The organism is Clostridium chromiireducens (assembly GCF_003575225.1).
Taxonomy (GTDB): domain Bacteria; phylum Bacillota; class Clostridia; order Clostridiales; family Clostridiaceae; genus Clostridium; species Clostridium chromiireducens.
In genome coordinates this window covers 172573-197780 of the sequence record NZ_QXDJ01000004.1, presented here as the reverse complement: position 1 = coordinate 197780, position 25208 = coordinate 172573, and the positions used below count along the sequence as shown (strand labels likewise).

The following is a 25208-nucleotide window of genomic DNA, read 5'->3' as shown; positions in this document are numbered from 1 at the left end:
TTGAAAAGACTAATTATGCAATGGCATATTACTAAGAGATGCAATAAAAGATGTAAACATTGCTACCAAGATAGCTATGAAGGAAGTGAATTCTCCATAGAAGAACTAATAAATCATGGAGAACAATATTTAAAGCTTCTAATTGAATATAATAAAATGAACAATCAAAACCTAAAAGGACAAGTAAATATAACTGGTGGGGAGCCGTTTGTTAGGGAAGATATTTGGGAACTGCTTGATTATTTTAAAAAGAATAGTGAGTATTTTGATTTTGGAATTCTTACTAACGGCTCCTTTTTAGATGATGAGAATGTTAAAAGATTAAAAAAATATAATCCTAAGATGGTGCAGGTGAGTTTAGATGGAAGAAGAGAAACCCACGATAAAATAAGAGGAGTAAACTCTTATGATGAAGTAATCAAATCCTTAAAACTTCTTAACAAATATCATATAAAAGCATTAGTCTCATTTACAGCAAACAATAAAAATTATAAGGAATTTGGAGATGTTGTAAGAGTAGCTAAACGATGTAAAGCATATAAAGTTTGGACAGATAGAATGGTATCAATTGGCTTAGGCAATAATGCAGAAGTGAAAACTTTAAATAAAGAGCAAGTTATTGAGTATATAAATTTAATAAGCCGTGAACAAAGTAGCCTAATAAATAAATTTTCAAAAACTATAATTTCTGGGGAAAGAAGTTTGCAGTTTTTAAATGGTATTAGTGATTGCTATAAGTGTAGCGCAGGAGATGGTCTTATAGTACTTCTTGAAAATGGAGATGTTATGCCTTGTAGGAGACTTCCAATTGTAGCGGGAAATATAAAAGAGAGGTCCCTTAAAGATATATACTTTGAGGCAAAGATCTTTAAAGAATTGCAAAATTTTAAACAAATTCCGAAGGGCTGTTCAAAATGTGACTTCTTAAATTTGTGCAATGGTGGCGCCAAATGTATATCATTTGGAATATATGGAAGCTATAAATATGGAGATTATGGATGTATGATTAGGGATGAAATATGAAATAGGATTTTTAGATATAAATAATATCATGGAATAGAGCTTAAAAAATATGACTTCGGATTAAGAGGTTAATAAGGAAATTTAAGTTTTAATTAAGCTTGATTTAATCATTTTGAATTAGAACTTCAGTATAATAATACTATAAGGAGGCTTGAATTGATGATAAATATAAATAACATAACAAAAAGTTATAATGGAAGTTATTATGCAGTAAATAATTTGAATCTAGAGATTCAGGATGGAAAAATTTATGGACTACTTGGACCTAACGGAGCCGGAAAAACAACTACTATAAAAATGATAACAGGGATAATATCACCAACTAAGGGAACAATAGAAATCAATGGTATTGATATTAACAAAGATCCAATCAAGGCAAAAGAACAATTTGGTTATGTCCCTGACAGTCCAGATATGTTTTTAAGATTAAAAGGAATAGAATATTTGAATTTTATGGCTGATGTTTATAGAGTTTCAAAAGATGAGAGAATATATAGAATAGATGAAATGTCTAAGCGGTTTGAAATGAGTTTAGCTTTGGGAGATAAAATTCAAACATATTCTCATGGCATGAGACAGAAGATAGTGCTAATGGGAGTAATGATACATAGGCCAAAGATTTGGATATTGGATGAACCTATGACAGGATTAGATCCAAAATCAGCGTTTATATTAAAAGAAATGATGAGAGAACATGCGGACGCTAGGAATACAGTGATTTTTTCAACACATGTCCTTGAGGTGGCTGAAAAAGTATGTGATGAAGTAGCAATAATTAATAAAGGACAACTGATATTTAATGGGACACTAGAGAAGTTAAGAGATGAGTTTAAGGAAAATGAATCCTTAGAAGAAATGTTTTTGGAGATGACCGAAAATGAGCAGGCTTAAGTTAATAACAAAATATTTCGTACGAAACGCTCTCGATGAAATGTTTGTAGGCAGCAAAATGAAGCCGGGTTTTATAATAGCACTTATGATAATAATAGTATGTATGCTATCTCTTCCATTTACCCTTATGATATCAGAAAGCTACGAAACATTTCACTCAATGGGTCAGGAAGGAATGCTTATAGCTATTATTTTATCACTAGGAACAGCTGTATCTTTTTTCTTTGGTGTTTATACAATAATGAATGTATTTTATTTTGCTGATGATATAGAAGTGATATTACCACTTCCTTTTAAAAGTAGCGAAATAATTTTTGGGAAATTTATTGCAGTATTAATTAATATGTATATATATACCGGAATGCTCATTTTACCTTTAGCAGCATATGGCGTAGTATCAAAAGCATATTTTTTATACTACTTATATGGAATGATTGTATTAGTAATAACCCCCATTTTACCTATGATATTAGCCGCACTTATCTGTATGGTGCTAATGAGATTTACTTCTTTGTCAAAACATAAAGATGCATTTAAGATGTTTACTGGCTGCGCTTCATTAATATTAATTATAGCTTTTAATTATTTAAATTCAAATTCAGGCAGTAGTATGACTTCAGAACAGATTCTTGAAAAATTTTCACAAGGTAATAATAATACAATGGAAATGTTGACAGGAGTTTTTATAACAAATAAATTTTCCGCGTATGGTTTACTATACAATAATAATTTAAGTGGATTAATAAATATAGTTATTGCTTTAATTATAAGTATAATATTTTTTATCGCATATTATTATATAGGAGGAAAATTATATCTTAAGGGTGTCATTGGACTCTCTGAATCGTTTAGCAAAAGAGAAAATATTTTAGAGACTGGAGAGGCCAAAAAATTAATAAAGATAAATTCACCATTGAAGGCTTTAATTAAAAAAGATATAAAAACAATATTTAGAACACCTCAATTTTTTATTAATTGTGTAGCAATGATATTTTATATGCCAATAGTAATGGGGATGGGATTTCTATCAAATGGAAATTTGGAGAAATATACAGAACTACTAAAAGTAAACACTGAATGGTACGGGATTGTAATTGTTATAACATTTATTGGGGGAGCATCATGCATAATGGCTGGTGGTGCAGGTGCAACAGCATTATCACGGGAAGGCAAAGATTTTATTGTAGCAAAGTATATACCTGTTGATTATAAAACTCAACTATATTCAAAAATTCTATCATCATTATGTATTAATGAAGTTGGGACGTTAGTGGTTTCGCTAGGGCTAATATTAATTAAAGCAAGTCCAATATTATTTGCTTTAGGTATTGTTTCGGCTTTTGGATCTATATTATTAATAACATTATTTGGAATATATATTGATTTTAGAGCTCCCAAATTAGCATGGGAAAATGAAAAAGCGATGTTTAAGAAAAATTATATGCCTCTATTTGTAATGCTCATTATCTTTATATTAGGGGGCATTCTTGTAGTAGCAGCTTTGATTATTAAAAATTTTATTATGATTTTTGGAATTTGCCTTAGTATAGTTTCTATTGGATGTTATATTTTATTTAGGCTATTATTTAAATTAGCATATAAGGTATATACTCAAGATTAATACTGAGTTTAAAGAATCCCTCTTATTATTTTCATAGGAATAAGGGGGATAATTTTTTACGCTGAAGTATTTGTAATAGAATAAGATAAACATATGCGGTTATTAATTTTATCATACTTTATTTTACATATTCACTGTAGTTTAGATGAATTATAAAGCCTGTATCATCTAGTTTGTAATTGGTATTTTCTACCGGACTTCTACCTTTAGCTAAATTCATTCCAACGGCATAAAGGGCTTCAGCAAGATCATGCGGTTCAACTATAACAGTACCTGTCATAAAACCTTTATTAATTAGTTCTTTTGCAGCTGGCATTCCATCGATTCCTACAACAGGTATCGTTGAAATCTGGCTGCCTTTATTATATCCATATTTTTGTAATGCTTCAACTGCACCTATTGCCATAGCATCATTGTTTGAAATAATAGCTTCAATTTTATTTCCGTATCTTAGAAATAGGGATTCAATGGCATTTTCGGCACAATCTTGTATCCATTCGCAGTGAGGTGAGGAAAGTTCCTCTGTTTTTATTCCAGCATCATTAAGTGCTAGTACTGAATATTTTGTTCTTAAATATGTTAAAGGACTTCCGATTCTGCCTCTTAACATGACATATTGCAGAACATCATCATGATTTTTATCTATAGATTCCTTATGAAAGTTCCATTCGTTAACAAGAATTTTTCCTTCCATAGTACCTGATTGTTCAAAATCTGCTCCAATAATTACAAATTGTTTATATGGTTTCATAAAGTTTAGTATTTCTTGTGACGTATCCGGATTTATTATTAAAGGCATATTTTTATCCATGATTTTACGTAAAGCACTTTCGACATCCTTTAAGTTAGTACTAACTATACCAACAATAAAAAGGTCATAATTTTCTTTAAGAGCTTTATCAATGCTTTCGTTTTGTATAGTTTGATTATCATTAGCGTTAAAAAAAGTAAAGTTAACTTTATCTTCATTTTCTTTTTGAATAAGCTCTAAATTTTGTCTGAGAAGAGAAATATACATAGCATTTGCATTATCCTGGAATACTGCTATCTTAACAGGAATACCTTTATCAATATGGGAATGAACGTAAGAAGTGGTATTAGACACTCCTAATTGAAGAACTATCATCATAACTAGAATAATAATGAATATTAATAATTTCTTTAAAATGCTCATCGAAATCCTCCATCAAATAGCTAATAATCATACCGATTAATCTTAGGATGTGCTTTAACAAAAAAAATATTCTGATTTCAATTTCACTTGAGGAATGGATTAATAATTAAATTTTCAGCTATTAAAGTAGTTATTTGGAATTATTGCTTGGGAAATTAATAAGTTTAAATACTACACTGCCTAGTACTGCGGATAAGACAGAAGCAATCATAATACTTATCTTTGCAGAGGATAAGGCAGTTTCATCAGTAAAGGATAAAGATGAAACAAAGAGTGACATTGTGAATCCAATACCAGCTAAAGCACTCGCACCATATAAATGCATTTTTGTTACTTGGGATGGAAGTTTTGCGATTTTTAGTTTTATTAAAATATAAGAAACGCCAAATACACCTAATTGTTTTCCAAAAAAGAGACCAAATATTATGCCTAAACTAACTGGTGTGACTAAATATGATGATAGGCTATTAACATTAATTGTTATACCAGAGTTTGCTAGCGCAAATATTGGCATGATTACAAAAGAAGACCACGGAGCCAAAGTATGCTCAAACCTATATAACATCGAGTTTTCTGGTTCTTTATCACCTTTTCCAAGAGGCAGTGTCATTCCTAAGAGCACACCGGCTATTGTTGCGTGTATTCCGGATTTTAACAAACAAAGCCATAATAATATTCCTCCAATAATAAAAATAGATGTGAATTTATTATTAACTTTATTAGCTAGTAAAAGTCCAACAAAAACAAGTAAACCTAAGAAAAGTGCAATCCAAGAAATTTGATTAGTATAAAATACAGCGATAACTATGATAGCACCTAAATCATCAATGATGGCCAAAGCAGTAAGAAATACAACTATACCTTTAGGAGCATTTTTTCCTACTAGAGAAAGTACCCCTAGAGCAAAGGCAATATCAGTTGCCATAGGAATTCCCCAGCCAGAAAAAGTAGTTTGGTTATAGTTAAATAATGAATATATGATTGCAGGTATAATCATACCGCCTATTGCAGCAGAGATAGGAAGTATAGTTTTTTTTATTGATTTTAGTTCGCCTATAACTAGCTCCCTTTTTATTTCAGTACCAACTACAAGGAAAAAAATAGTCATAAGTCCATCATTTATCCAATGAAGAACTGACAGAGATAAAGAAAATTTTCCATAACCAATTGTAATATATTTATGGAGTATGTGATTATAGGTTTCAGCAAAACTAGAATTTGCAATTATTATTGAGGTAATAGCACAAATCAAAAGTAATATTCCACTAGAAGATTCATTTTTAAAAAAGTATAGCAGCATATTGGAGATTTTAAAATTAAGTTTACTTTTCATAATTTAACATCCTTTCTTATTAATTATTTCCCTGAACTAAAAAAATTATCTAACAAAAAAAGGTGGGAATACTCAAAAAGAGTTTCCCACCCCAGAAACTAAAATTGCTTGAAAGCAAATATTATATTTGCCCAACCGATCTAGTATATTAACATTTTTATTAAATAAATTATAGTATACGTTTTGTATACAGTCAAGCTTTTCATATTTTAAAGGCAATGAGCATAAGTCAATTAGTTTATTGTCTTTTTGTTAATAGCAATTTAGGATTTTTATGATTTTTATATATTTTGTATGAAAATTATGAAAATATTAAAGTGATAGAATTTTTAAATGAATATTTGTAATGATTCATTTATTAGTATCCATTATATGAAGTAAGTGTTAAAATTATAAAAAATACATTAATATGACTAGGAAGTGAATAAAAATCATAAAATTAATTTGTAATAGGTTCTTTCAAATTTAGGCGTTACAAAATGAATTATTTGCTAAAATAAATATATTTTGAGATTAAAACAAGGAGATTTAAAATGGAACAAATAACAGTTAAAGAGTATTATAGTTGGTTTAATTCTTATGTAAAAGAATTTTACGGAGAAGATAGTGTTGTTAATCAAAATATCGAATTAAAAGAAATACATACTTTAAAAGTTGCAAAACATGCTGTAAAGATTGCTAAGTCATTAAAGTTAAAAGAAGATGAAATTGATATGGCTGAGATAATAGGATTATTTCATGATATAGGAAGGTTTGAACAATTTAAAAAATATAAGACATTTAAGGATTACTTATCAGAAAATCATGCAACTCTAGGTATAAGAATATTAAAAGAAAATAATATATTAGAAAATTTAGATGACAAAAGTCAAAAAATAATTATTAAAGCTATAAGTCTTCATAATACAAAGGAACTTCCAAACAATTTGAATGAAGAAGAAGCAGTGTTTTGTAAGTTGATAAGAGATGCTGATAAACTCGATATTTTTAGAATAATTATTGAATATGAAAGGGAACGACAGAGTAGTCCTAATCCAGCGCTTGATAATTTACCTTTTACACCAGGATACAATAGAGAATTACTTCAAGATGTTTTAAGTGGTAGAAAAATTAACAATAATTCTTTAAAAAATTATAATGATAGAAAATTGTATGAGATAAGCTGGATCTCAGATTTGAATTTTCCATTTTCTTTTAATTATATAAAAGAGAAAGAAGTTTTAACTACTCTAATTAATTGTTTACCACAAAATGAAGAAATTAATGAACTTCAGATTTCTTTAAAAAAATATATAGAAAGCTTTACTTAAAAAAACTTTCAATTTAAAAGTATCGAAATTACCCCGTACATTTAACGTTTGAAAAATGTACGGGGTAATATTTGTTATTCTTTAAGTTTTTAGTATGATAAACAAGTATCCCTTATTATCTGTTTACATTTAGGTTTAATTTAAGCTGAGTATTTGAAAAGAAACTTTTATAAACTAAAAAATTTCTTTATTTCCTCATATTTTTCATGAGTAAGAAGAGCATCTTTCTCAGTATTTTTTAGCTTAACCACGTAGGTCCATCTTCCATAAGGATAGATTTTTGTGATTAATGATAAATTTATAATATACGATTTATGACTTCTAAAAAATTGAGTATGATCTAGTTTCTCCTCAATGTCAGATAAAGAAATAGATGTAGTAAAGCTGTCTGTTTTTGTATATATTACAGTAGAATTTTCTTCTCTTTGAACAAGCACTATTTCTTTAGTATCCACGAAACTTATACCTTCTTTATTTTTTATCATTAATTTATCTAAACCTTTTTCGTGCTTTATTATCTTATCAATACCATCTCCATAGCTAGGCTTATTTAGCTTTTTTATTCTATCTAAAGTTTGCAGGGCTCTTTCTACTTTAAATGGTTTTATCAAATAATCGAAAGCATATAACTGAAAAGCATCAGACATATATTCAGCATGGGCTGTCGCAAAAATAATTATAGTTTTTGGATCTATATCGGTTAATATTTTAGCGCAGTCTATACCGCTACATGTTGGCATCTCAATATCAAAGAACACCACCTCAGGGCGATGCTCTTTAAATATGCCTATAGCTTCTTCACCGTTATCAGTATCACCAACAACCTCAAAACCACCTGATTTGTCCAATATCTTTTTTATTATGGTTCTCATTCCTTTTTCATCATCGACTATAAGCACTTTAATATTCATAGAAAAATTCTCCTAAATTTTAATATCTTCTTTTTTTTCTGGTTTTGCTTCTAGGCTTTCCAACAATTTCTGAAAGTATAATGGCCTGTTGAAGTCTAACAGATGTCAGCTCTTGAGCAATTGAATCTATAACACCCTGAGGAGTTGCAGAAGTATCTTTTTTATTATCATATAAACTATTACTTTTATTATCATCATAAGACTTATTATTATCATCTTTTTGAACACTTTCACTATATACTGTATTACTGATTTCAGAAGATTGAGTTTTATCTTCTTCATAAGGATTACTATTTTTACTATTTATTGATTGAAAACTTCTTGGATATTTTAAAGTCGCACTTTCTCTGATGTTTTTTGTCGCAGACATAGGATCCAATAGAGCATTTGCAAGAATTTTTAATATGTCAATATTATTGTTATATTTCATCTTCCCACTCTCCTAGGAACTTATTTTTTAGATCTCTTATCTTTATCGTCAGCAGGCAAAGCTTGATTTTTATTTCCTGTACTAGAAATTGAACTTCTCATATTAGTATCGGCAATAACATTTTGCATGTCATAATAGTCCATTATTCCGAGTTTTCCTTCTCTAAGTGCATAGGCCATAGCTCTTGGTACCTCAGCCTCTGATTCAACAACAGCAGCTCTCATTTCTTGTTCCTTAGCTACCGCCATAGCTCTTCTTTCTTCAGCCTTAGCTTGTGCTATATTTTTATCAGCCTCTGCTTGCAATGTTTGAAGTTGAGCTCCTATATTTCTTCCTACATCTACATCTGCTATATCTATTGATAATATCTCGAAAGCTGTACCAGCATCTAAACCTTTATCTAATACAGTTTTTGAAATAGCATCTGGATTCTCTAATACTATTTTATGACTATGAGAAGAACCAACTGTAGTTACTATACCTTCACCAACTCTGGCTAAAATAGTTGCTTCTCCGGCACCACCAACTAGTCTTTCAAGGTTTGCTCTAACTGTTACTCTAGCTTTAACTAGAAGCTCTATACCATCTTTTGCAACAGCTGAAACATTTGGTGTTTCAATTACCTTTGGGTTAACACTCATTTTAACTGCATCTAAAACATCTCTACCTGCTAAATCAATAGCGGCAGCTTTTTCAAATTGTAAATCTATATCAGCTCTATGGGCAGCAATTAGTGCGTTTACGACATTATCTACATTACCACCAGCTAAATAGTGTGCTTCTAATTGATTAACAGTAAGCCCCATACCAGCTTTTGTTGATTTTATAAGTGGAATTACTATTTTAGAAGGTACAACTCTTCGAAGCCTCATACCAATTAAATTGAATATACTTACTTTAACATTAGCTGCTAAAGAGGATACCCATAATCCTAGTGGCACGAATGTAAGAAATACAGCAATTAACAGTACTACTACAATAGCTATAATAAGTAAATTTATAATCATAAATAATCTCTCCTTTAAATATCAATTCATATTAGGTTATAACCTTTTTGACCAATAGTTTAACTCCGCTAACTTTGAATATTTCAACTTTAGTTCCTTTTGAAATATATTCTCCTTCAGAAATTACATCGAATTTTACTCCATCTATGTCTACTGAGCCTGTTGGCCTTAAATCAGTGAGTGCAATGCCTCTTTTTCCCAGTAAATAATCTAAATCTGAAGAACTAATATATCCATGTTCTTTCTTTTGCTCATCTGGCAGTATAAACGGTTTAAATAGTTTTCCTTTCGCAAACATTGTCAGAGCTACTCCAAGCATCGTTCCCAGTACAGCTAAAATACTTAATGACATAACTAATGCCTGGGCGAAATTTTCAGCTGTTAGTGCTACTGCAAGAATTAAACATATAGCACCTAAAATCCCAGGAACACCGAAACCTGGAATATGCATTTCTAAAAGTACTAACCCGAAACCTATAATTAGAAGCAAAACTGTTAGTGCGGTTATATCTGGTAAAAATGCATTCATATTTTGTACCTCCCTCCTTACTATATAAATATAATAATATTAATAATAAAGATTAGTAATATAAAACTTTTAAATTATACATTTTTAAAGCTCAAATGTCATTTCGGTAAAACTATTTCAAAGGATGTCATTTTATAATTTGATGTTACAGTAACTGTGCCAGAAAAATTTTCGACGATCTCTTTGACTATAGTAAGTCCCATTCCATCGCCTTTACCATTTTTCGTGGTAAATCCCTCTTTAAATATATTATTTATAATTTCTGTAGGTATACTATCCCCATTATTTGATATATTAATCCTAATGTTCTCTAAGTCTTCTGAAAATTCAACCAGCATATATCTGTTATCTGATTTAACTTTGAGTGCAAATATACCATTATCTATTATGTTGCCTATCACTCTACAAAATTCCCATGGTTCCATTTTAAGATATTTTAAATCACTTTTTATTTCAAGTTCCATATCTATATGATTTTTTTCTGCCATCTGCAGTTTGGCCTGAAGTAGGGCATTTACAGCTGGTTTTGATGTTTTAAGGGCTTTACTAACTCTAACTATATCCTTGTAAACAGGTTCTATGTATCTTCTTGCTTCCTCAAACTCTTCAAGTTCCATAAGCGAATAAATAACCTGAATATGGTTTAAATAGTCATGTCTTTGGGTTCTTAGAGTCTTGTTGAAATCTTCAAGATACTTTATAGTATCTATTAAATTATTACTACTTTTTTTAAATAAGAGATTATAAAATGTGATCCCTGTAATAATATTGTTAATAGCTATACTTAGAGCTATAACATATATAATAAAATTACCTTCAATCATATGAGGATTTTTAATTTTATAATAGATAAATAGTGTTATAAATATTACTTGTATCAAATTTAGAAATATAGATATTAATACTATTTTAGATATGTTGTATGATTGTTTTTTAACTATCATGAATGCCTCCTTATGTAATACCTAATATATTTTACCATATTTTTCTTGTATTAACCTTAAATCTACTTAATTTATTCTTTATCATTTTTTATAGAGCTCAAGTAATTATTTAAATTAAGTAAAAAATATAATATAGTTATAATAAGTATACTCAGGTTAAAGGATGAGATAATATATTTATGAGATTATTGAAAGTTGTTATAAGGTTTTTATGCTCCTAAGCGGATGTATTTTTATTAACGAGATTAAAACTTTATAGAAAACAAATCTGAGTTTTGATAATTGAACAAAATCAGGCACTTAGAAATACTTTGAATATTTATTTAATAATGAAAGAGGAGTTTGATTTATGGATATATACACAATAGGGCATTCTAACTACCCTGTAGAGAAGTTAATTGAAATGTTAAAACATCATAATATTAATACTGTTGTAGATATAAGAGGAACTCCTTACTCAAAATATAATGTTCAATATAATAAGGAGACAATTGCTCATACTTTAAAGGAAGAGGGGTTTTTATACATATATATGGCTAAAGAATTTGCAGCTCAAAGAGAAAGTAAAGCATCTTATAATAAAGAAGGATATTCAGATTTTGAAAAGGTGATTATTGAAAAAGATTTTTTAATGGGAATTGAGAGATTAAAAGTTGGATGTGAGAAAGGATATAATATAGCACTGCTTGGAGCTATGCAGGATCCTATAAGATGCCACAGAAGTATATTAGTCGGACGAGCATTAAGGGAACACGGATTTAATGTTAATCATATTTTGGATGACTATTCATTAGCAACTCAGGAGAATATAGAGAAGAATCTATTAGGCAAATATTTCAGTAATAGAAACCAATTGACTATAGATGACTTACTAGGAAATGATATGAGTGAAGAAGAAATGATTAGGGAAAGTTATAGATTAGCTAATAAAGAGATAGGTTGCAGAGTAGAAAATTTGAAATAAATGGAAAATGAATATATAGACATTTACCCCAAAATAAATAGTATAAAAAATCAATTTGATTGAATTATACATAGAATATTGTGTATTAATAAATTTAGGAAGATAACATGAGAATTTTATCTAGATTTTTTAGTTTTGGAAAAGACAAAAGACAGAGAAACGAAGCAGATGATTTGAGACAGAAGAACAATACGGATTACGTAAATTCAAATAATATTATAAGTGCAACTAATTATCTAATTTGGGTAAATCTTAATAGCTTCAAGGTGAATATTTACAAAGGAAGTAAAAACAACTGGAATTTAGTTCATAGCTATGTATGTACAATTGGAAAGCCGGCAACGCCAACACCGAAGGGAAATTATACTGTTGGAGTAAAGGGATTATATTTTGGTGTAAATAAGGGCTATAAATGCTGGTATTATACACAATTTAAAGGCAATTATTTATTTCATTCAATAATATATAACTTAGATGGATCTGTTAGGGATGGAAGATTAGGTATGAAATTATCAGATGGTTGTATTAGATTAGCTAAAGAAAATGCTAAATGGATTTATGATAATATTCCTAGAGGCACTAAAGTTGTGATTAATTAAAAAAATAAATATTAAATTTTAAATATTAAAAAACACCAAGCAATAACTAAAAGGAATGCTAGGTGTTTTGATTTTCTAAACTATAATGGTAATATGTATAAAAAATAGAGTATATTGGTCATAATTTTTATAAAGATAGATTAATTAGAAACGATAATAAAGATATATACTTAATGACTATAAAGAAGAAAAGAGGATTTATATGATGAAATATGAATGGGTTGATGAATATTGTCTTAGTAAAAAAGGCGCAGATAAAGATTTTAAGGAAGAATGGAATGCTACTAGATACCTTATAAGAGGAAAAATGTTTGTAATGCTGGGAGGGGATAAGGAAGGAAAACCAATTATCACAATTAAATGTGATCCGAGTTTTGGTAGGTTTTTAAGAGACGAGTATGAAGACATTATTGCGGGGTATTATATGAATAAGGAACATTGGAATTCAGTTTATATTGAAGGAAAAGTGCCTGATGAAGTAGTAAAACAAATGATAGATATGTCCTATAACTTGATTTTTAACTCTTTCAGTAAAAAAGCACAAAAAGAGATTATTGAAGAATAAAAATAAATAGTATTTGGATTAAAAAGGGTTCTCTTATAGCACATGTGTTTTAATTCAAAATACACCATTATTTACATGATAAAATAAATCAGAAAATTCAAAAAATATATTGTAATTGGTTATAGTATGAGATATAATTTAATCAAGATAAAGATTCAAATTTATCTTAGTGTACTGACACTTCAATCCGGCAGAAGAGTATATCAGAAGTGATATACGGTTGGTGACGGGCAACGGAAAAAATCCCGGAAGCAATGTACGACAGACGGTCGTACCCAGTTGGCGGACAACGTTAAAATCAGTTACTAAGTAAGAGCAAGTGTATTATATAGAATGCACTTGCTTTTTACTTTTTATGATTAATTATTTGATAAGAATTAATATAAGCATATGGAATATAAAAACAAAATTGTTGTAAAGTACTATTTGAGAGCTTATAATTTTTTTATCAAATGCTTTAACTAAGAAATATAAGATGGATTAATCTTTTGAGTAACTAAAGTGTAAATAAACTAAATTTTAGTTACTTGCAGATAGTTTTATAAGGGGGAATAAAGTGGATAATAAATTAGAAAAAAATAAATTTTTAGAGAGTGTTATTCTAATGTACAAGGAAGGTGAAATATCAGAAAACGCACTTACAAAAATTAAAGACTTATATTACAAGGAACATAGTGATATACAATTAGAAAAAATTTCAAGTGAAGAGTTTATAGTGAAGAAACAAAATCCTATAGACTCTGATGAAAGTCGCGTTTTAAAAAATGTGGTCGTATCTGATAATTTAGTCACAGAAGGCGCTAATAAGAAAAACATAAATGCAAATCAGAGTGAAATATACAAAAGGAATAACCCATTTGTACACAATACTTTAAGTACTAAAAGTACTAACAATAATAATAAAATTAACAATAGAAATGAGCAAGGTAATAAATCAAAAGAGCATAATATCACAATAATCTTAAGTTTGGGAATCATACTAATTTTTCTTGCAGGTATAATTCTTGCTACTAGCACCTGGGATCTAATGAGTAATGGAGTTAAGACAGCGGCCTTATCTATGATAAGTATCATATTTTTTATTATGAGCAATTTTACTGAGAAAAAACTCAAGATAATTAAAACATCCTTTGCTTTTTGGATTCTTGGAATTCTATTTTTACCAGTAATATTATTATCTATTGGTTATTTTGGCTTATTAGGAAATTATTTAAGTATTGATGGAGAGGGAAGATATATATATGGAATTATTAGTGCTATAATATGCTCAGTATTTTTTAGCTATAGTATTAAAAAATATAAAAAAAGTGAGTTTACATGGATTACACTTCTTGATATCCAAATAATTTATTGGTGTATTTTACAACATTTCGAGATTGGTTATAATACTCAGATATTAATGTTAATCATTTATACAGTACTTTTAACTGGGGTTTATTATAAACTAGTCCACAACAAAATTATATATAATTTTGTTGTGAATGCTATTAAATGGTATGCACTAATCAATTTAATAATAAACTCTTTGCAGGTGTTAGGTAATATTATTTATACAATATTTATGAAAATCACAAGCCAGCCTCTGGGAATTTTTCAGGGAATGATAATGGTGTGCGGAATCATTATTTTATCAGGGATAATTACATTTTGGACTTATGAATTTAAATTTCGAGGGAGTATATTGTCTATAGGAGCATTAATTATAGCATTAGAGATGATATGTGTTATATTTAAAGTCGAGATTGATGAGCCTCTATACTATCTTATTATGAATATCGGATTGTTGCTTATTTATGGGATTTTTTATTATTGGAATAATTTTAGAGGTTTGAATTATATAAAGTTTGGAACAGACCTAATTGTTATAGCTACAATGGCATTATTAGATATTATTTCTACAGTAATGCTAAAACCAGTATATACGGCATTATCATTGTATGTTTTGACTACTGTTATATTAGTTACAAGCCGAAAAGAAAAAGATTCATTTTATTTACCTTTATTAAAATATGGGGTTCCCTGCACTGTTTTTATCGCAAACTTCTTTACCTTTAAAATCTTTGGATTAATGGATAATTTATTTTCAATAAAAAGATTTCATGAAGGTTTAATCTTTATTATTGTGGATATCGCAATCATATATGGAATTAGTTTTATTCTTCGAATAAAAAATAATGGAGACTATAAGACGTATTTATATAATGGACATGTTTTCTTGGGGTTAACCTATATATATAGTATGATTTTTCAAGTAGATAGAATGATAGTTGAAGGAACAATAATCATTGTATCAGCTGTATGTTTGTGGATAGCTGGAAGCTCGTTAAAAATAAGGGTGTATCTATATTGTATTCTAACAATGATAACAATTTTATTATTCGATTTAGAGATATTTTTAGAACTAATTGACACGGGAGTTGCTATTTTAGAACCACAAAATTTACTTCTACTTATGAGTTTGTTTCTTACAATTGTTTGGTGGTTATCAAGTGAATTCTGGAGAGAATATTTAAATATTTATTTGTATGGAATATACTCAATTGGGTTCTTGAGTTCTTTGGGGCTAAACAATTTCCATAGAATAGATTATATGCTAGTAAGCTTTATTATTGGCAGTACTGTAATTATGTGGAATTTACTTAATGAAATTAAGAAAAGTTTTCTAATGCCCATTCCAATAGCTTCTTTTTGGATTTTGAGTTTTAGAATCATATATTATTACAACGATATAAGTCAAATAGTAGCAAGTATTATAGTTGCTTTTATTCTTATCATAATTGGATATGCGGTCTATAGAATAAATAAAAATATATTAGTTCAAGATTTATTAAGTTTTAATATCTTTGCAGGATTATCTCTATTAAATTCAGTATTAATTTCATTTGAAAGTTCTACTCCGTATGTCTATAACATTATTACACTTATGATTTTTGGTTTCTTTCTATTATATAGCAGCAGATTCTTAGAGAATTTATTTTTGAAGAAAGTGCTAAGCATAGCATGTGTGATATTTAATTATTCAGCATACGGGAGGTTTATTTTAGAACTTAATTTCATAGACAAATTCAGATTAGAGTTTTTGTTTGTACCATCAATTATCATATTAAAATTAGTAATGGATCATTACCTAGAGAAAAAGGCATCCTATTGTTCAGTTATATCAACAACTTGGTATTGTATTGTAGGGCTTATTTTACTATTCTTTAACAGTGAAAATAATGAATTTCATGCAATCACTTTTTGCGCCTTGTGCATTATAAGCATTATCTTAGGTTTTAAAACTCAAAACAAATTGTATTTTTTGGGAGGGGTATCTTTTCTAATAATAGGTGTATTTTTAAATACATTAAGCTTTTGGTTAAGCATACCTTGGTGGATTTACTTACTAGTTGGAGGAACAGTGTTAATATTTTTTGCTAGTAAAAATGAATTCGGAAAAAGTAAAGATAATAAAAAAAGTATAGTTTATAAGATATTTGAGACTATAAGGAAATGGGATTCGAAGTAAACTATACATCAAAAATAAAAACAAAAGGCTTTACAATTAAAAATAAAAGCTTTGAATAATAAAAATCATGCATGAGCAGAGATATAACAACTGTTTTATGTATGATTTTTTCTAGTATTAATAACTATATTTTAATAAAATTCTGATTTCTTCAGATGAAGAAGGAAAATTTAATTTTATTTTGGTTGCATTGAGTATTATAAAAATATATACTAATTTGAGAAATTCAAATAATTATTTTATCATTATTATTTTTTGGAATTTAATAAAATGAATGGAGTATAACTATTAATGAAAAGATTTAAGAAAGTTTATATAGAAATAACAAATGTTTGCAATTTGAGTTGTAATTTTTGTCCTAAAACTTCGAGAAAGTTAAAATTTATGGACAAGAAAAGCTTTGAACATATAGCTAAAAGTATAAAACCTTATACTGATCATATTTACTTACATTTGATGGGTGAACCATTATTAAATAAGGAATTACAGAATTTTTTAAATGTAAGCAATGAATATTTATTAAAAGTTAATATAACTACTAATGGAACTTTAATAAATGAAGTCAAAGAAATACTACTTAATGCGCCAGCATTAAGGCAAGTGAATATTTCACTTCATAGTTTTGAAGCTAACGAAGAGAATATAGATTTTAATGAATATATAGACGGTGTAATAAAGTTTGTTAAGGAAGCAACTGAAAAAACTAATATAATATGTTCATTAAGATTATGGAATTTAGATACAAAATATAGTGCAAGCAATAATATGAATTTTGATATACTTAAGTTGCTAGAGCAGGAATTTGATGTAGAAGCAAATATAAAGGAAAGTTTAAAAGAAAAGAATAGTTTTAAATTAAAAAATAATGTGTATCTTAGCATGGGAGAAAAATTCAAATGGCCATCCCTAAAGGTTGAAGAGTTAGGAGAAAGAGCTTTTTGTTACGGGCTAAGGGATCAAATAGGTATATTAGTTGATGGGACAGTAGTTCCATGCTGTCTAGATAGTGATGGAAGTATTCCACTTGGCAATGTATTTGAGAATAGTTTAGAAGAAATTTTGAACTCAAACAGAGCAAAAAGTATATATGAAGGCTTTTCAGGAAGAAAAGCAGTGGAAGATCTATGTAAGAGATGTGGGTTTATAAATAGAGTCAGATAGAAACGGAAGTGATTAAAATGGAAGCAGCAATCAAATCAGTTGGTATTTTTTTATTAGCATATTTTTCGTATTACTATATATTAAGATTTATTCAATCAGTTTTTCAGGGATTATTAGGAAGTATAAATTCTAATCTTGCTAAGTTTATATATGCATTAGGTACACCAGCTCATGAATTAGCACATCTATTAGTAGCTATACTATGTGGCGCTAGAATTGAACAAGTGCAGCTTTTTCCAAAAGGAAACAGGCCTGGATTTGTAAAGTCAAGAATTGGGAGTAGTATTCCATTTCTGATAAGTATTAAAGAATTTCTTATAGCAATAGCGCCTGTACTTGTGAACATCCCTTTATTTATATTTATTGAAAGTACATTTATATTAAAATGCAAAGTGTCGGAGATGTCGAAAATAGTAGATCCAAGAATAATGCTTTCTAAAGAAGGATTAATAACAATAGTATTATTTTTAATACTAATAAGTGGAATTGCACCTAGTCATGAGGATTTTAAAGGAATGGTTAAGGGTCTTATTATTTTAAGTTTCGTTATATTTGGTATGACATATTTAACATCACTGATTTCTGATATGAAATGGGTAAATATAAATCCTATTTTAACAATTGTTTTATATTATTTTGAAATTATATTAACAGTATTAATAATTAATGCAATCATTAATTTTAGGAATTGTTTTAGGATAACAGGGATGATTTTAATAAATGCATTAAGACATACTTTTAAAAGGAACTAGTGAATAATTAATAAATATGAACAACAATTAGAAGATGGGTCACTATTTAGAAAAGGCGAAAGCGTTCAATGGTTTTGTACTAATTGTGGGTATATTTATGAAGGAAAAGAAGATACTAAGATTTGTCCGGTTTGTGAACATCCCCAAGGTTATTTCACGGTTTTTACAGAATTATAGAATAAAAAAATGTATAACCAATTTATTTTTAAATATTTTGAGAAATAGTTTTTGGTTAAATACATTTATTATTTAATATGACAATTAATGTATAAAAAATTCGAAAGTGGCCATACTCCTGAATAAGGAGTGATGATTATGGTAAATAAGAAAAAGTTGTTCATAGGTATGACAATGGTATTAGCACTTATATTTTTTATAACTTACTATTTGTCAGATAAATATATAACAAATAAAAATGCTAGAAACAATGCAGTAACAGCTAGTGAAATAAATAAAAACAACGAATTAAGTGATAATACCAAAATTTACTTATTTTCTGGAGAGACAAAAGAAAAGGAATTAACTTTAGCTGAATTGAAGAAAGAGTTGAATATTAATAAGAATTTATCAGCAGCAGAATTGTCAAAAGCATTAAAAGAAAAAGGATACGTTTTAGAAATACAAGCTAATGGCGAAATGACATATAAAAAAGATCTTTCTAAGGTTGTAAAGCCTAATAAGTATTATATAGGAGAAAAGGATGGATATCTTGCTATATATAAAACTGATAATGATGGAACATTATTAATTGAAAAGAAAGAGGATGTTTATTCAGATAACAAAAAGGTAGATAATTTGAGAGAACTTGATAAAGATAAAATTAAAAATTTTGAACTTGAATTTGATACAAAAGATGACGCTGAAGAGAGTTTGTCAGAATTTTTATCATAAATTATTCATTAAATTAATAAATTTTGATATGAATTTGAAAGAAGGTATGGAAGAAGTTAATCTTTCCATGCCTTTTTTATTGGAAATAATATCTATCAATTACTAATGGAGGTCATAATTTAAATACATTATTGAAAGATTTCGACGAAAATGATAAAGTATAAGTTAGACTTATTTAATGTAGAGACTTGAATTTTAGGTGGTTTTATGTAAAAATTTGAATTCAATATGTTTTATTTGTATAACAAAGTCGGAGGAATATAAATGTACGAATATATAAAAGGTAAGTATATAGGTATTAGCAAGGATTATATTATAGTTGAAAATAGTGGTATTGGTTATAAAATATTTACCTCTGGTGCTACTATGTCATGTATGCCAAAATGTGGCGAAGAAATCATGGTTTATCTTGAGCAAATTGTAAGAGAAGATTTCATTGGATTGTATGGATTTGATTCGAAAGAAGAATTGGATATGTTCAAATTACTCCTAACAGTTAATGGAGTTGGACCAAAAGCAGCTTTATCTTTATTGTCAATAAGTAGAGTAAATAACTTGAAGTATGCTATAATGACAGGTGATGAAAAACATATATGCAGAGGTATCGGAATCGGTAAGAAAACGGCAGCTAGAATTATTCTGGAACTTAAAGATAAACTAAAACCAGACGAATTACTAGATGATAGCATGGAAGTGGATAAAATAGAAAACGGAAATATCATGTCAGTATCAGAAGCATTAAGTGCATTACTTGCTTTAGGTTATAGTGAAAAGGAGGCAGATGCAGCACTTAAGAAGGTAGATAAGAATGATAGTGTAGAAAATATAATAAAGAATGCATTAAAAGCGCTAATGGGATAAAATCATTAGTTAATATATTAATTAAGGATTGAATATGTATGTTTTATGAAAAGGGGGAGGTTTGTATGGAAAGAATAGTTAATCCATCTGAATCGCAGGAAGACTCTAATTCGGAGCTTAGTTTAAGACCTCAAAAAATAAATGAGTATATAGGACAAGACAAAGTAAAAGAAAGATTGGATATTTTTATTAAAGCTGCAAAAAATCGAAAAGAAGCTTTAGATCATGCGCTGCTATATGGACCGCCAGGTCTGGGGAAAACTACATTGGCTAATATTATTGCGAAAGAAATGAGCGGAGATTTAAAAATAACTTCAGGACCTGCCATAGAGAGAGCAGGAGATTTAGCGGCCATCTTGACTACTTTAAAAGATTATGATGTTTTATTTATTGATGAAATTCATAGATTAAATAGAACGGTTGAAGAAATTTTATATCCAGCAATGGAGGATTATGCATTAGATATTGTTATAGGAAAAGGTGCAGCAGCTAAGTCTATCAGGATTGATTTACCTAAATTTACTCTAATAGGTGCAACAACTAGAATTGGAATGTTAACTTCGCCATTAAGAGACCGGTTTGGTGTTCTTTGTGCAATGGAATACTACACCGATGATGAACTTAAAGAAATAGTAATAAGAAGTGCAGCAGTTTTTGGATGTGCGATTACAGATGAAGGTGCTCTCGAGATTGCAAGGAGGTCTAGAGGAACTCCAAGAATAGCTAATAGATTATTAAAAAGGGTTAGGGATTATTCAGAAGTAAAAGCTAACAAACTAATATCATTAAAGGAAGCAAAGGCCGCTTTGGAATTATTAGAAGTTGACAATCAAGGCTTTGATAGAGTCGATAATAAAATACTAGAAGCGATTATTGACAACTTTAATGGGGGGCCTGTTGGAATTGAAACTCTCTCATATTTTATTGGGGAAGAGCTAGGAACGATAGAAGATGTTTATGAGCCATACTTATTGCAGCAAGGTTTTATAATAAGAACACCAAGAGGCAGAATTGCTAGTGAAAAAGCGTATAAACATCTCGGAAGAGTTAATACTTCTAGAAAAAGAGATAATAAAATACAAGGAAGTTTCTTTGATAATAAATAAAAAATTATTAGGAGCATTTGCTTAGTTGAAAATGACATTAGATAATGCTCGGAATTTAAGAATTTAAGAATTTAAGAATTTAAGGTAACATGTAGTTAGGAGAAGATAAATAAATGGATGTAAAAGATTTTGATTTTTATTTACCAGAGGAGTTAATAGCTCAACATCCTTTAGAACAAAGAGATGCGTCTAGGCTTATGGTCTTAGATAAAAAAACAGGTGAAATTCTGCATAAAAGATTTCATGATGTTTTAGAATATCTAAATAAAGGAGATACTTTAGTACTGAATAACACTAGGGTAATGCCCGCAAGGTTAATTGGTGAAAAAGAAGGTACAGGTGGGAAAATAGAATTCCTCTTACTTAGAAGAATTGAAAAAGATAAGTGGGAGTGCTTGGCGAAGCCAGGTAAGTCAGCGAGAGTAGGCAGAAAGTTTACTTTTGGAGAAGGAAAATTAAAAGCTGAAGTAATCGAGGTAAAAGAGGATGGAAATAGGATTGTTGAATTTTTCTATGAAGGAATTTTTGAAGAAGTATTAGATTCTCTTGGGGAGATGCCGCTGCCGCCATATATTCATGAGAGGTTAGATGATAGGGAAAGATATCAAACAGTATACTCTAAAGAAACAGGTTCAGCAGCAGCCCCGACAGCAGGACTACATTTTACCAAAGAATTATTACACGAGATAAAAGAAAGAGGAATAAATGTAGTTTACTTAACTTTACATGTTGGGCTTGGAACATTTAGACCTGTAAAAGTTGAATCTCTTGAAGAGCATGAAATGCATTCGGAATTTTATATGCTCTCAAAGGAGAGTGCTGACATAATAAATGAAACAAAGAAGAGAGGAAATTCAGTGATTTCTGTTGGAACTACTTCTACTAGAACTTTAGAAACAATTGGTGATGAAAACGGCTTTGTAAAAGAGCAAAGTGGGTGGACTAATATTTTTATATACCCAGGATATAAGTTCAAAGTGGTTGATAAATTAATTACAAACTTCCATTTACCTGAGTCAACATTGATAATGCTTGTTTCGACATTGGCTGGAAGAGATAATGTTATGAATGCATACAAAGAAGCAGTAAATGAAAGCTATAGATTTTTTTCATTTGGGGATGCGATGTTTATCAAATAATTTTAGAAATTCTAAAAGAATTCCATCATTCGTTGTTGAATATCAAATTTATACTGTTAATTAATTACGCTGATGAGGTGACATTAATCAAGCGTTTAAAATAAAAAATATTAAGAGGTGACGCTTGTGAGCAAAAGATACACATTATTAAAAAAAGATGGAAAAGCAAGAAGAGGACAATTTGAAACTCCTCATGGAACAATACAAACTCCAGTATTTATGAATGTTGGAACATTAGCAGCTATAAAGGGTGCTGTATCAAGCATGGATTTAAAGGAAATTGGATGTCAAGTTGAGCTTTCTAATACATACCATCTTCACTTAAGACCAGGTGATAAAGTAGTTTATAAACTTGGTGGATTACATGAATTTATGAATTGGGATAGACCTATTCTTACAGATTCAGGCGGATTTCAAGTGTTTTCACTTGCTAAGATGAGAAAAATAAAAGAAGAAGGTGTGTACTTCAATTCTCATATAGATGGAAAAAAAATATTTATGGGGCCAGAAGAATCAATGCAAATTCAAAGTAATTTAGCATCTACCATAGCAATGGCTTTTGATGAATGTATTGAGAACCCTGCTACAAGAGAATATGTTGAAAGATCGGTTGAAAGAACTACAAGATGGCTTGAAAGATGTAAAATTGAAATGGATAGATTGAATTCCATGCCAGAAACAATTAATAAAGAACAGATGCTTTTTGGAATAAACCAAGGTGGAGTTTACGAAGATATAAGAATTAAGCATGCCAAGGAAATAACCCAAATGGACTTGGATGGATATGCTATAGGTGGTCTTGCAGTGGGTGAAACCCACGAAGAAATGTATAGAGTAATAGATGCAGTCGTGCCATATTTGCCAGAGGATAAGCCAATATATTTAATGGGAGTTGGAACACCTAGTAATATATTAGAAGCAGTTGATAGAGGCGTAGATTTTTTTGATTGCGTACTTCCTGCTAGGAATGGTAGACACGGAAATGTATTTTGCAGTGAAGGAAAATTAAATCTGATGAATGCAAAATTTGAACTCGATACAAGACCTATAGATGAAGGTTGTGAGTGTCCAACGTGCAGGAATTATACAAGGGCTTATATAAGGCATCTATTTAAAGCTAAGGAAATGCTTGCTATGAGATTATGTGTACTTCATAATTTATATTTTTATAACAAGTTAATGGCAGATATAAGGGATGCTATTGATGGAGGATATTTCAAAGAGTTCAAAGAAAAGAAACTAGCACAATGGGAAGGAAGAGCGTAATATAATAATCTATATTGATAAATAATTGTATAATCTCACAAATTTGATTTTTTTAGTGGGTAGTAATTAGTAAAAATAGACTATGAAGACAGGTCTATATTGACATTAAACATAAAGGAATGTAAACTACTTATCATGGAATAGAAAAATTATCTAAAATGAAAGAGTTAACGGGAAGGGATGAAAAATATGGATAATATATCAGTATTGCTTTTCAATGTATTACCTTTTGTTCTTGTATTTGTAATATTTTATTTTCTAGTTATATTACCTGAAAAAAAGAGAAAAAAGAAATACCAAGGTATGCTTGATGAGTTAAAAGTGAATGATCAAGTTATGACAAGGGGTGGAATTGTAGGTAAGATTGCACATATAGATGATAAAGGTATTACTATCGAGACGAGTGCAGCTAAAACTAGAATTAAGCTAGATAAGAGTGGAATATCTCAGAAAATAAAGGCAGATTAATCATAATACCCTTTAATGCCTCATAAAATGAAGTGTTGGGGGGTGTTATTTTAATGGAAAATAGTAAGTATTTTAGATCTGTCGTAAAGGGTACTTTAGGAACATTAATTTTTAGCTTTATAGGCATTACTGTTCTATCATTATTGATGACTAAATTAGTATTTAGTAAAGGTGTTTTTAATATGATATATGTAATAATATCTTTATGTAGTCTAAGTTTAGGTGCAATAATAGGAGCTAAAAAAAATGAATCTAAAGGATGGCTTGTAGGGTTTGGAGTAGCACTAGCATACTATTTGGTATTATTCATACTATCTAGTAGTTTTAGTGGAGAGCTAACTTTTAAACTTTTTGATTTTGCTAAATTAGCCATCGCATTGGCTGTAGGTACTCTTGCGGGAATGCTCGGGATAAATTTGTAATGTACTTTGATTTTTTGATTAACCTAAGTGATTAAAAGTAGCTGTACATATGTGAAGAGATATCAAGAAAAGTTAATCGGATGATGTAGTTATAGCGGCAAATCAATAAAAAACTTTATTAAGAAAATATAGTGTGCTATAATGAAAAATGTGTAACATATGATTGAAATAATATTTAAAATTAAGAAGTAATGAGCCTCTTTATTACAAAGAGATTTATGTTCTTAATTTTAAATGTTTTGGTGTTTTACATAATATCTGAAAAGCTTATTAAAATTAATATTCAAACTTTTACTTAAAAAGATTTTGGGAATACTAATTAAGAAAAGACAG

25 protein-coding genes and 1 other annotated feature are annotated in these 25208 nt (G+C 29.1%); of the genes, 18 read left to right on the top strand and 7 right to left on the bottom strand.

Going from position 1 to position 25208, the window contains the following annotated elements:
• The 3 genes from D2A34_RS16770 to D2A34_RS16760 all read left to right on the top strand — a co-directional run bounded on the left by D2A34_RS16770 (position 1) and on the right by D2A34_RS16760 (position 3535).
• Entirely contained in the window at positions 1-1023 is a 1023-nt protein-coding gene (locus D2A34_RS16770) for a radical SAM/SPASM domain-containing protein (protein ID WP_079441206.1), read from the top strand.
• Positions 1024-1182: 159 nt separating this feature from the next.
• Entirely contained in the window at positions 1183-1914 is a 732-nt protein-coding gene (locus D2A34_RS16765) for an ABC transporter ATP-binding protein (protein WP_079441205.1), read from the top strand.
• Positions 1901-3535, top strand: coding sequence for a putative ABC transporter permease subunit (locus tag D2A34_RS16760; protein WP_119367354.1), 1635 nt, complete (start codon positions 1901-1903; stop codon positions 3533-3535). The genes D2A34_RS16765 and D2A34_RS16760 overlap by 14 nt, the downstream gene beginning before the upstream one ends.
• Positions 3536-3653: 118 nt before the next feature.
• Here D2A34_RS16760 and D2A34_RS16755 read toward each other — a convergent pair whose 3' ends face one another.
• Positions 3654-4709 carry a galactose ABC transporter substrate-binding protein gene (locus tag D2A34_RS16755; protein WP_079441203.1) on the bottom strand — a complete coding sequence of 352 codons (1056 nt, stop codon included), beginning with the start codon at positions 4707-4709 and terminating at the stop codon, positions 3654-3656.
• Between the two features lie 130 nt (positions 4710-4839).
• Positions 4840-6042 carry a Na+/H+ antiporter NhaA gene (gene nhaA, locus D2A34_RS16750; RefSeq protein WP_079441202.1) on the bottom strand — a complete coding sequence of 401 codons (1203 nt, stop codon included), beginning with the start codon at positions 6040-6042 and terminating at the stop codon, positions 4840-4842.
• Between the two features lie 80 nt (positions 6043-6122).
• Positions 6123-6179 (bottom strand) — a sequence feature (sodium ion sensor (DUF1646 type); this cis-regulatory element may regulate processes involved in with the transportation of sodium ions).
• Positions 6180-6575: 396 nt separating this feature from the next.
• On the opposite strand from nhaA, the gene D2A34_RS16745 reads away from it, so the two are divergent.
• Positions 6576-7352 (top strand): HD domain-containing protein, encoded by a 777-nt coding sequence (locus D2A34_RS16745; RefSeq protein ID WP_119367353.1) that lies wholly within the window; start codon positions 6576-6578, stop codon positions 7350-7352.
• A gap of 167 nt (positions 7353-7519) precedes the next feature.
• Here the strand turns inward: D2A34_RS16745 and D2A34_RS16740 are convergent, their stop codons facing one another.
• The 5 genes from D2A34_RS16740 to D2A34_RS16720 form a co-directional block, all read right to left on the bottom strand.
• Positions 7520-8263, bottom strand: a complete 744-nt coding sequence (locus D2A34_RS16740; protein WP_079441200.1) for a LytR/AlgR family response regulator transcription factor — start codon at positions 8261-8263, stop codon at positions 7520-7522.
• Between the two features lie 19 nt (positions 8264-8282).
• Complete coding sequence (locus D2A34_RS16735; RefSeq protein WP_079441199.1) at positions 8283-8693, bottom strand: hypothetical protein; 411 nt, start codon at positions 8691-8693, stop codon at positions 8283-8285.
• A 20-nt stretch (positions 8694-8713) separates the two neighbouring features.
• On the bottom strand, positions 8714-9700 hold the full coding sequence (gene floA / locus D2A34_RS16730) for a flotillin-like protein FloA (RefSeq protein WP_079441198.1): 987 nt from the start codon (positions 9698-9700) through the stop codon (positions 8714-8716).
• Positions 9701-9731: 31 nt separating this feature from the next.
• Positions 9732-10229 carry an NfeD family protein gene (locus D2A34_RS16725; RefSeq protein WP_079441197.1) on the bottom strand — a complete coding sequence of 166 codons (498 nt, stop codon included), beginning with the start codon at positions 10227-10229 and terminating at the stop codon, positions 9732-9734.
• Positions 10230-10327: 98 nt separating this feature from the next.
• Positions 10328-11173: a sensor histidine kinase gene (locus D2A34_RS16720; RefSeq protein ID WP_119367352.1), complete on the bottom strand. Its 846-nt coding sequence runs from the start codon at positions 11171-11173 to the stop codon at positions 10328-10330.
• A gap of 349 nt (positions 11174-11522) precedes the next feature.
• On the opposite strand from D2A34_RS16720, the gene D2A34_RS16715 reads away from it, so the two are divergent.
• The 14 genes from D2A34_RS16715 (at position 11523) to D2A34_RS16650 (ending at position 24875) form a co-directional block, all read left to right on the top strand.
• Positions 11523-12137 carry a DUF488 domain-containing protein gene (locus D2A34_RS16715; RefSeq protein ID WP_079441039.1) on the top strand — a complete coding sequence of 205 codons (615 nt, stop codon included), beginning with the start codon at positions 11523-11525 and terminating at the stop codon, positions 12135-12137.
• A 107-nt stretch (positions 12138-12244) separates the two neighbouring features.
• Positions 12245-12736 (top strand): L,D-transpeptidase, encoded by a 492-nt coding sequence (locus D2A34_RS16710; RefSeq protein WP_119367351.1) that lies wholly within the window; start codon positions 12245-12247, stop codon positions 12734-12736.
• A 205-nt stretch (positions 12737-12941) separates the two neighbouring features.
• Entirely contained in the window at positions 12942-13301 is a 360-nt protein-coding gene (locus D2A34_RS16705; RefSeq protein ID WP_079441095.1) for an MmcQ/YjbR family DNA-binding protein, read from the top strand.
• Positions 13302-13857: 556 nt separating this feature from the next.
• The gene (locus tag D2A34_RS16700) at positions 13858-16809 is read left to right on the top strand and encodes a hypothetical protein (protein ID WP_119367350.1); all 2952 of its coding nucleotides are present in this window, start codon (positions 13858-13860) and stop codon (positions 16807-16809) included.
• 291 nt (positions 16810-17100) lie between these two features.
• Positions 17101-17970 (top strand): radical SAM/SPASM domain-containing protein, encoded by an 870-nt coding sequence (locus D2A34_RS16695; RefSeq protein WP_079441045.1) that lies wholly within the window; start codon positions 17101-17103, stop codon positions 17968-17970.
• Between the two features lie 17 nt (positions 17971-17987).
• Positions 17988-18722 carry a hypothetical protein gene (locus D2A34_RS16690; RefSeq protein WP_079441047.1) on the top strand — a complete coding sequence of 245 codons (735 nt, stop codon included), beginning with the start codon at positions 17988-17990 and terminating at the stop codon, positions 18720-18722.
• A gap of 3 nt (positions 18723-18725) precedes the next feature.
• On the top strand, positions 18726-18899 hold the full coding sequence (locus D2A34_RS27585; protein ID WP_341467264.1) for a rubredoxin-like domain-containing protein: 174 nt from the start codon (positions 18726-18728) through the stop codon (positions 18897-18899).
• Positions 18900-19037: 138 nt separating this feature from the next.
• Positions 19038-19613, top strand: a complete 576-nt coding sequence (locus tag D2A34_RS16680) for a hypothetical protein (RefSeq protein WP_079441049.1) — start codon at positions 19038-19040, stop codon at positions 19611-19613.
• A gap of 264 nt (positions 19614-19877) precedes the next feature.
• Complete coding sequence (gene ruvA, locus D2A34_RS16675; protein ID WP_079441051.1) at positions 19878-20474, top strand: Holliday junction branch migration protein RuvA; 597 nt, start codon at positions 19878-19880, stop codon at positions 20472-20474.
• A 65-nt stretch (positions 20475-20539) separates the two neighbouring features.
• Positions 20540-21580 (top strand): Holliday junction branch migration DNA helicase RuvB, encoded by a 1041-nt coding sequence (ruvB, locus tag D2A34_RS16670; protein ID WP_079441053.1) that lies wholly within the window; start codon positions 20540-20542, stop codon positions 21578-21580.
• A gap of 113 nt (positions 21581-21693) precedes the next feature.
• Positions 21694-22719, top strand: coding sequence for a tRNA preQ1(34) S-adenosylmethionine ribosyltransferase-isomerase QueA (gene queA, locus D2A34_RS16665; protein ID WP_079441055.1), 1026 nt, complete (start codon positions 21694-21696; stop codon positions 22717-22719).
• Between the two features lie 126 nt (positions 22720-22845).
• Positions 22846-23985: a tRNA guanosine(34) transglycosylase Tgt gene (gene tgt, locus D2A34_RS16660; protein ID WP_079441057.1), complete on the top strand. Its 1140-nt coding sequence runs from the start codon at positions 22846-22848 to the stop codon at positions 23983-23985.
• A gap of 189 nt (positions 23986-24174) precedes the next feature.
• A complete protein-coding gene (gene yajC, locus D2A34_RS16655; RefSeq protein ID WP_079441059.1) occupies positions 24175-24453 on the top strand; it encodes a preprotein translocase subunit YajC in 279 nt (92 codons plus the stop codon).
• A gap of 53 nt (positions 24454-24506) precedes the next feature.
• Positions 24507-24875 carry a TIGR04086 family membrane protein gene (locus D2A34_RS16650; RefSeq protein WP_079441061.1) on the top strand — a complete coding sequence of 123 codons (369 nt, stop codon included), beginning with the start codon at positions 24507-24509 and terminating at the stop codon, positions 24873-24875.
• Positions 24876-25208: the final 333 nt, after the last annotated feature.

Bases quoted from the DNA above. Each gene is read 5' to 3' on its own strand.
- D2A34_RS16705 (WP_079441095.1), top strand. From the start codon at position 12,942: ATGAAATATGAATGGGTTGATGAATATTGTCTTAGTAAAAAAGGCGCA.
- D2A34_RS16695 (WP_079441045.1), top strand. From the start codon at position 17,101: ATGAAAAGATTTAAGAAAGTTTATATAGAAATAACAAATGTTTGCAAT.
- ruvA (WP_079441051.1), top strand. From the start codon at position 19,878: ATGTACGAATATATAAAAGGTAAGTATATAGGTATTAGCAAGGATTAT.
- ruvB (WP_079441053.1), top strand. From the start codon at position 20,540: ATGGAAAGAATAGTTAATCCATCTGAATCGCAGGAAGACTCTAATTCG.
- D2A34_RS16720 (WP_119367352.1), bottom strand. From the start codon at position 11,173: ATGATAGTTAAAAAACAATCATACAACATATCTAAAATAGTATTAATA.
- D2A34_RS16745 (WP_119367353.1), top strand. From the start codon at position 6,576: ATGGAACAAATAACAGTTAAAGAGTATTATAGTTGGTTTAATTCTTAT.
- D2A34_RS16690 (WP_079441047.1), top strand. From the start codon at position 17,988: ATGGAAGCAGCAATCAAATCAGTTGGTATTTTTTTATTAGCATATTTT.
- floA (WP_079441198.1), bottom strand. From the start codon at position 9,700: ATGATTATAAATTTACTTATTATAGCTATTGTAGTAGTACTGTTAATT.
- D2A34_RS16740 (WP_079441200.1), bottom strand. From the start codon at position 8,263: ATGAATATTAAAGTGCTTATAGTCGATGATGAAAAAGGAATGAGAACC.
- D2A34_RS16650 (WP_079441061.1), top strand. From the start codon at position 24,507: ATGGAAAATAGTAAGTATTTTAGATCTGTCGTAAAGGGTACTTTAGGA.
- D2A34_RS16710 (WP_119367351.1), top strand. From the start codon at position 12,245: ATGAGAATTTTATCTAGATTTTTTAGTTTTGGAAAAGACAAAAGACAG.
- D2A34_RS16765 (WP_079441205.1), top strand. From the start codon at position 1,183: ATGATAAATATAAATAACATAACAAAAAGTTATAATGGAAGTTATTAT.
- D2A34_RS16680 (WP_079441049.1), top strand. From the start codon at position 19,038: ATGGTAAATAAGAAAAAGTTGTTCATAGGTATGACAATGGTATTAGCA.
- D2A34_RS16715 (WP_079441039.1), top strand. From the start codon at position 11,523: ATGGATATATACACAATAGGGCATTCTAACTACCCTGTAGAGAAGTTA.
- D2A34_RS16725 (WP_079441197.1), bottom strand. From the start codon at position 10,229: ATGAATGCATTTTTACCAGATATAACCGCACTAACAGTTTTGCTTCTA.
- D2A34_RS16735 (WP_079441199.1), bottom strand. From the start codon at position 8,693: ATGAAATATAACAATAATATTGACATATTAAAAATTCTTGCAAATGCT.
- D2A34_RS16760 (WP_119367354.1), top strand. From the start codon at position 1,901: ATGAGCAGGCTTAAGTTAATAACAAAATATTTCGTACGAAACGCTCTC.
- nhaA (WP_079441202.1), bottom strand. From the start codon at position 6,042: ATGAAAAGTAAACTTAATTTTAAAATCTCCAATATGCTGCTATACTTT.
- queA (WP_079441055.1), top strand. From the start codon at position 21,694: ATGGATGTAAAAGATTTTGATTTTTATTTACCAGAGGAGTTAATAGCT.
- D2A34_RS16755 (WP_079441203.1), bottom strand. From the start codon at position 4,709: ATGAGCATTTTAAAGAAATTATTAATATTCATTATTATTCTAGTTATG.
- yajC (WP_079441059.1), top strand. From the start codon at position 24,175: ATGGATAATATATCAGTATTGCTTTTCAATGTATTACCTTTTGTTCTT.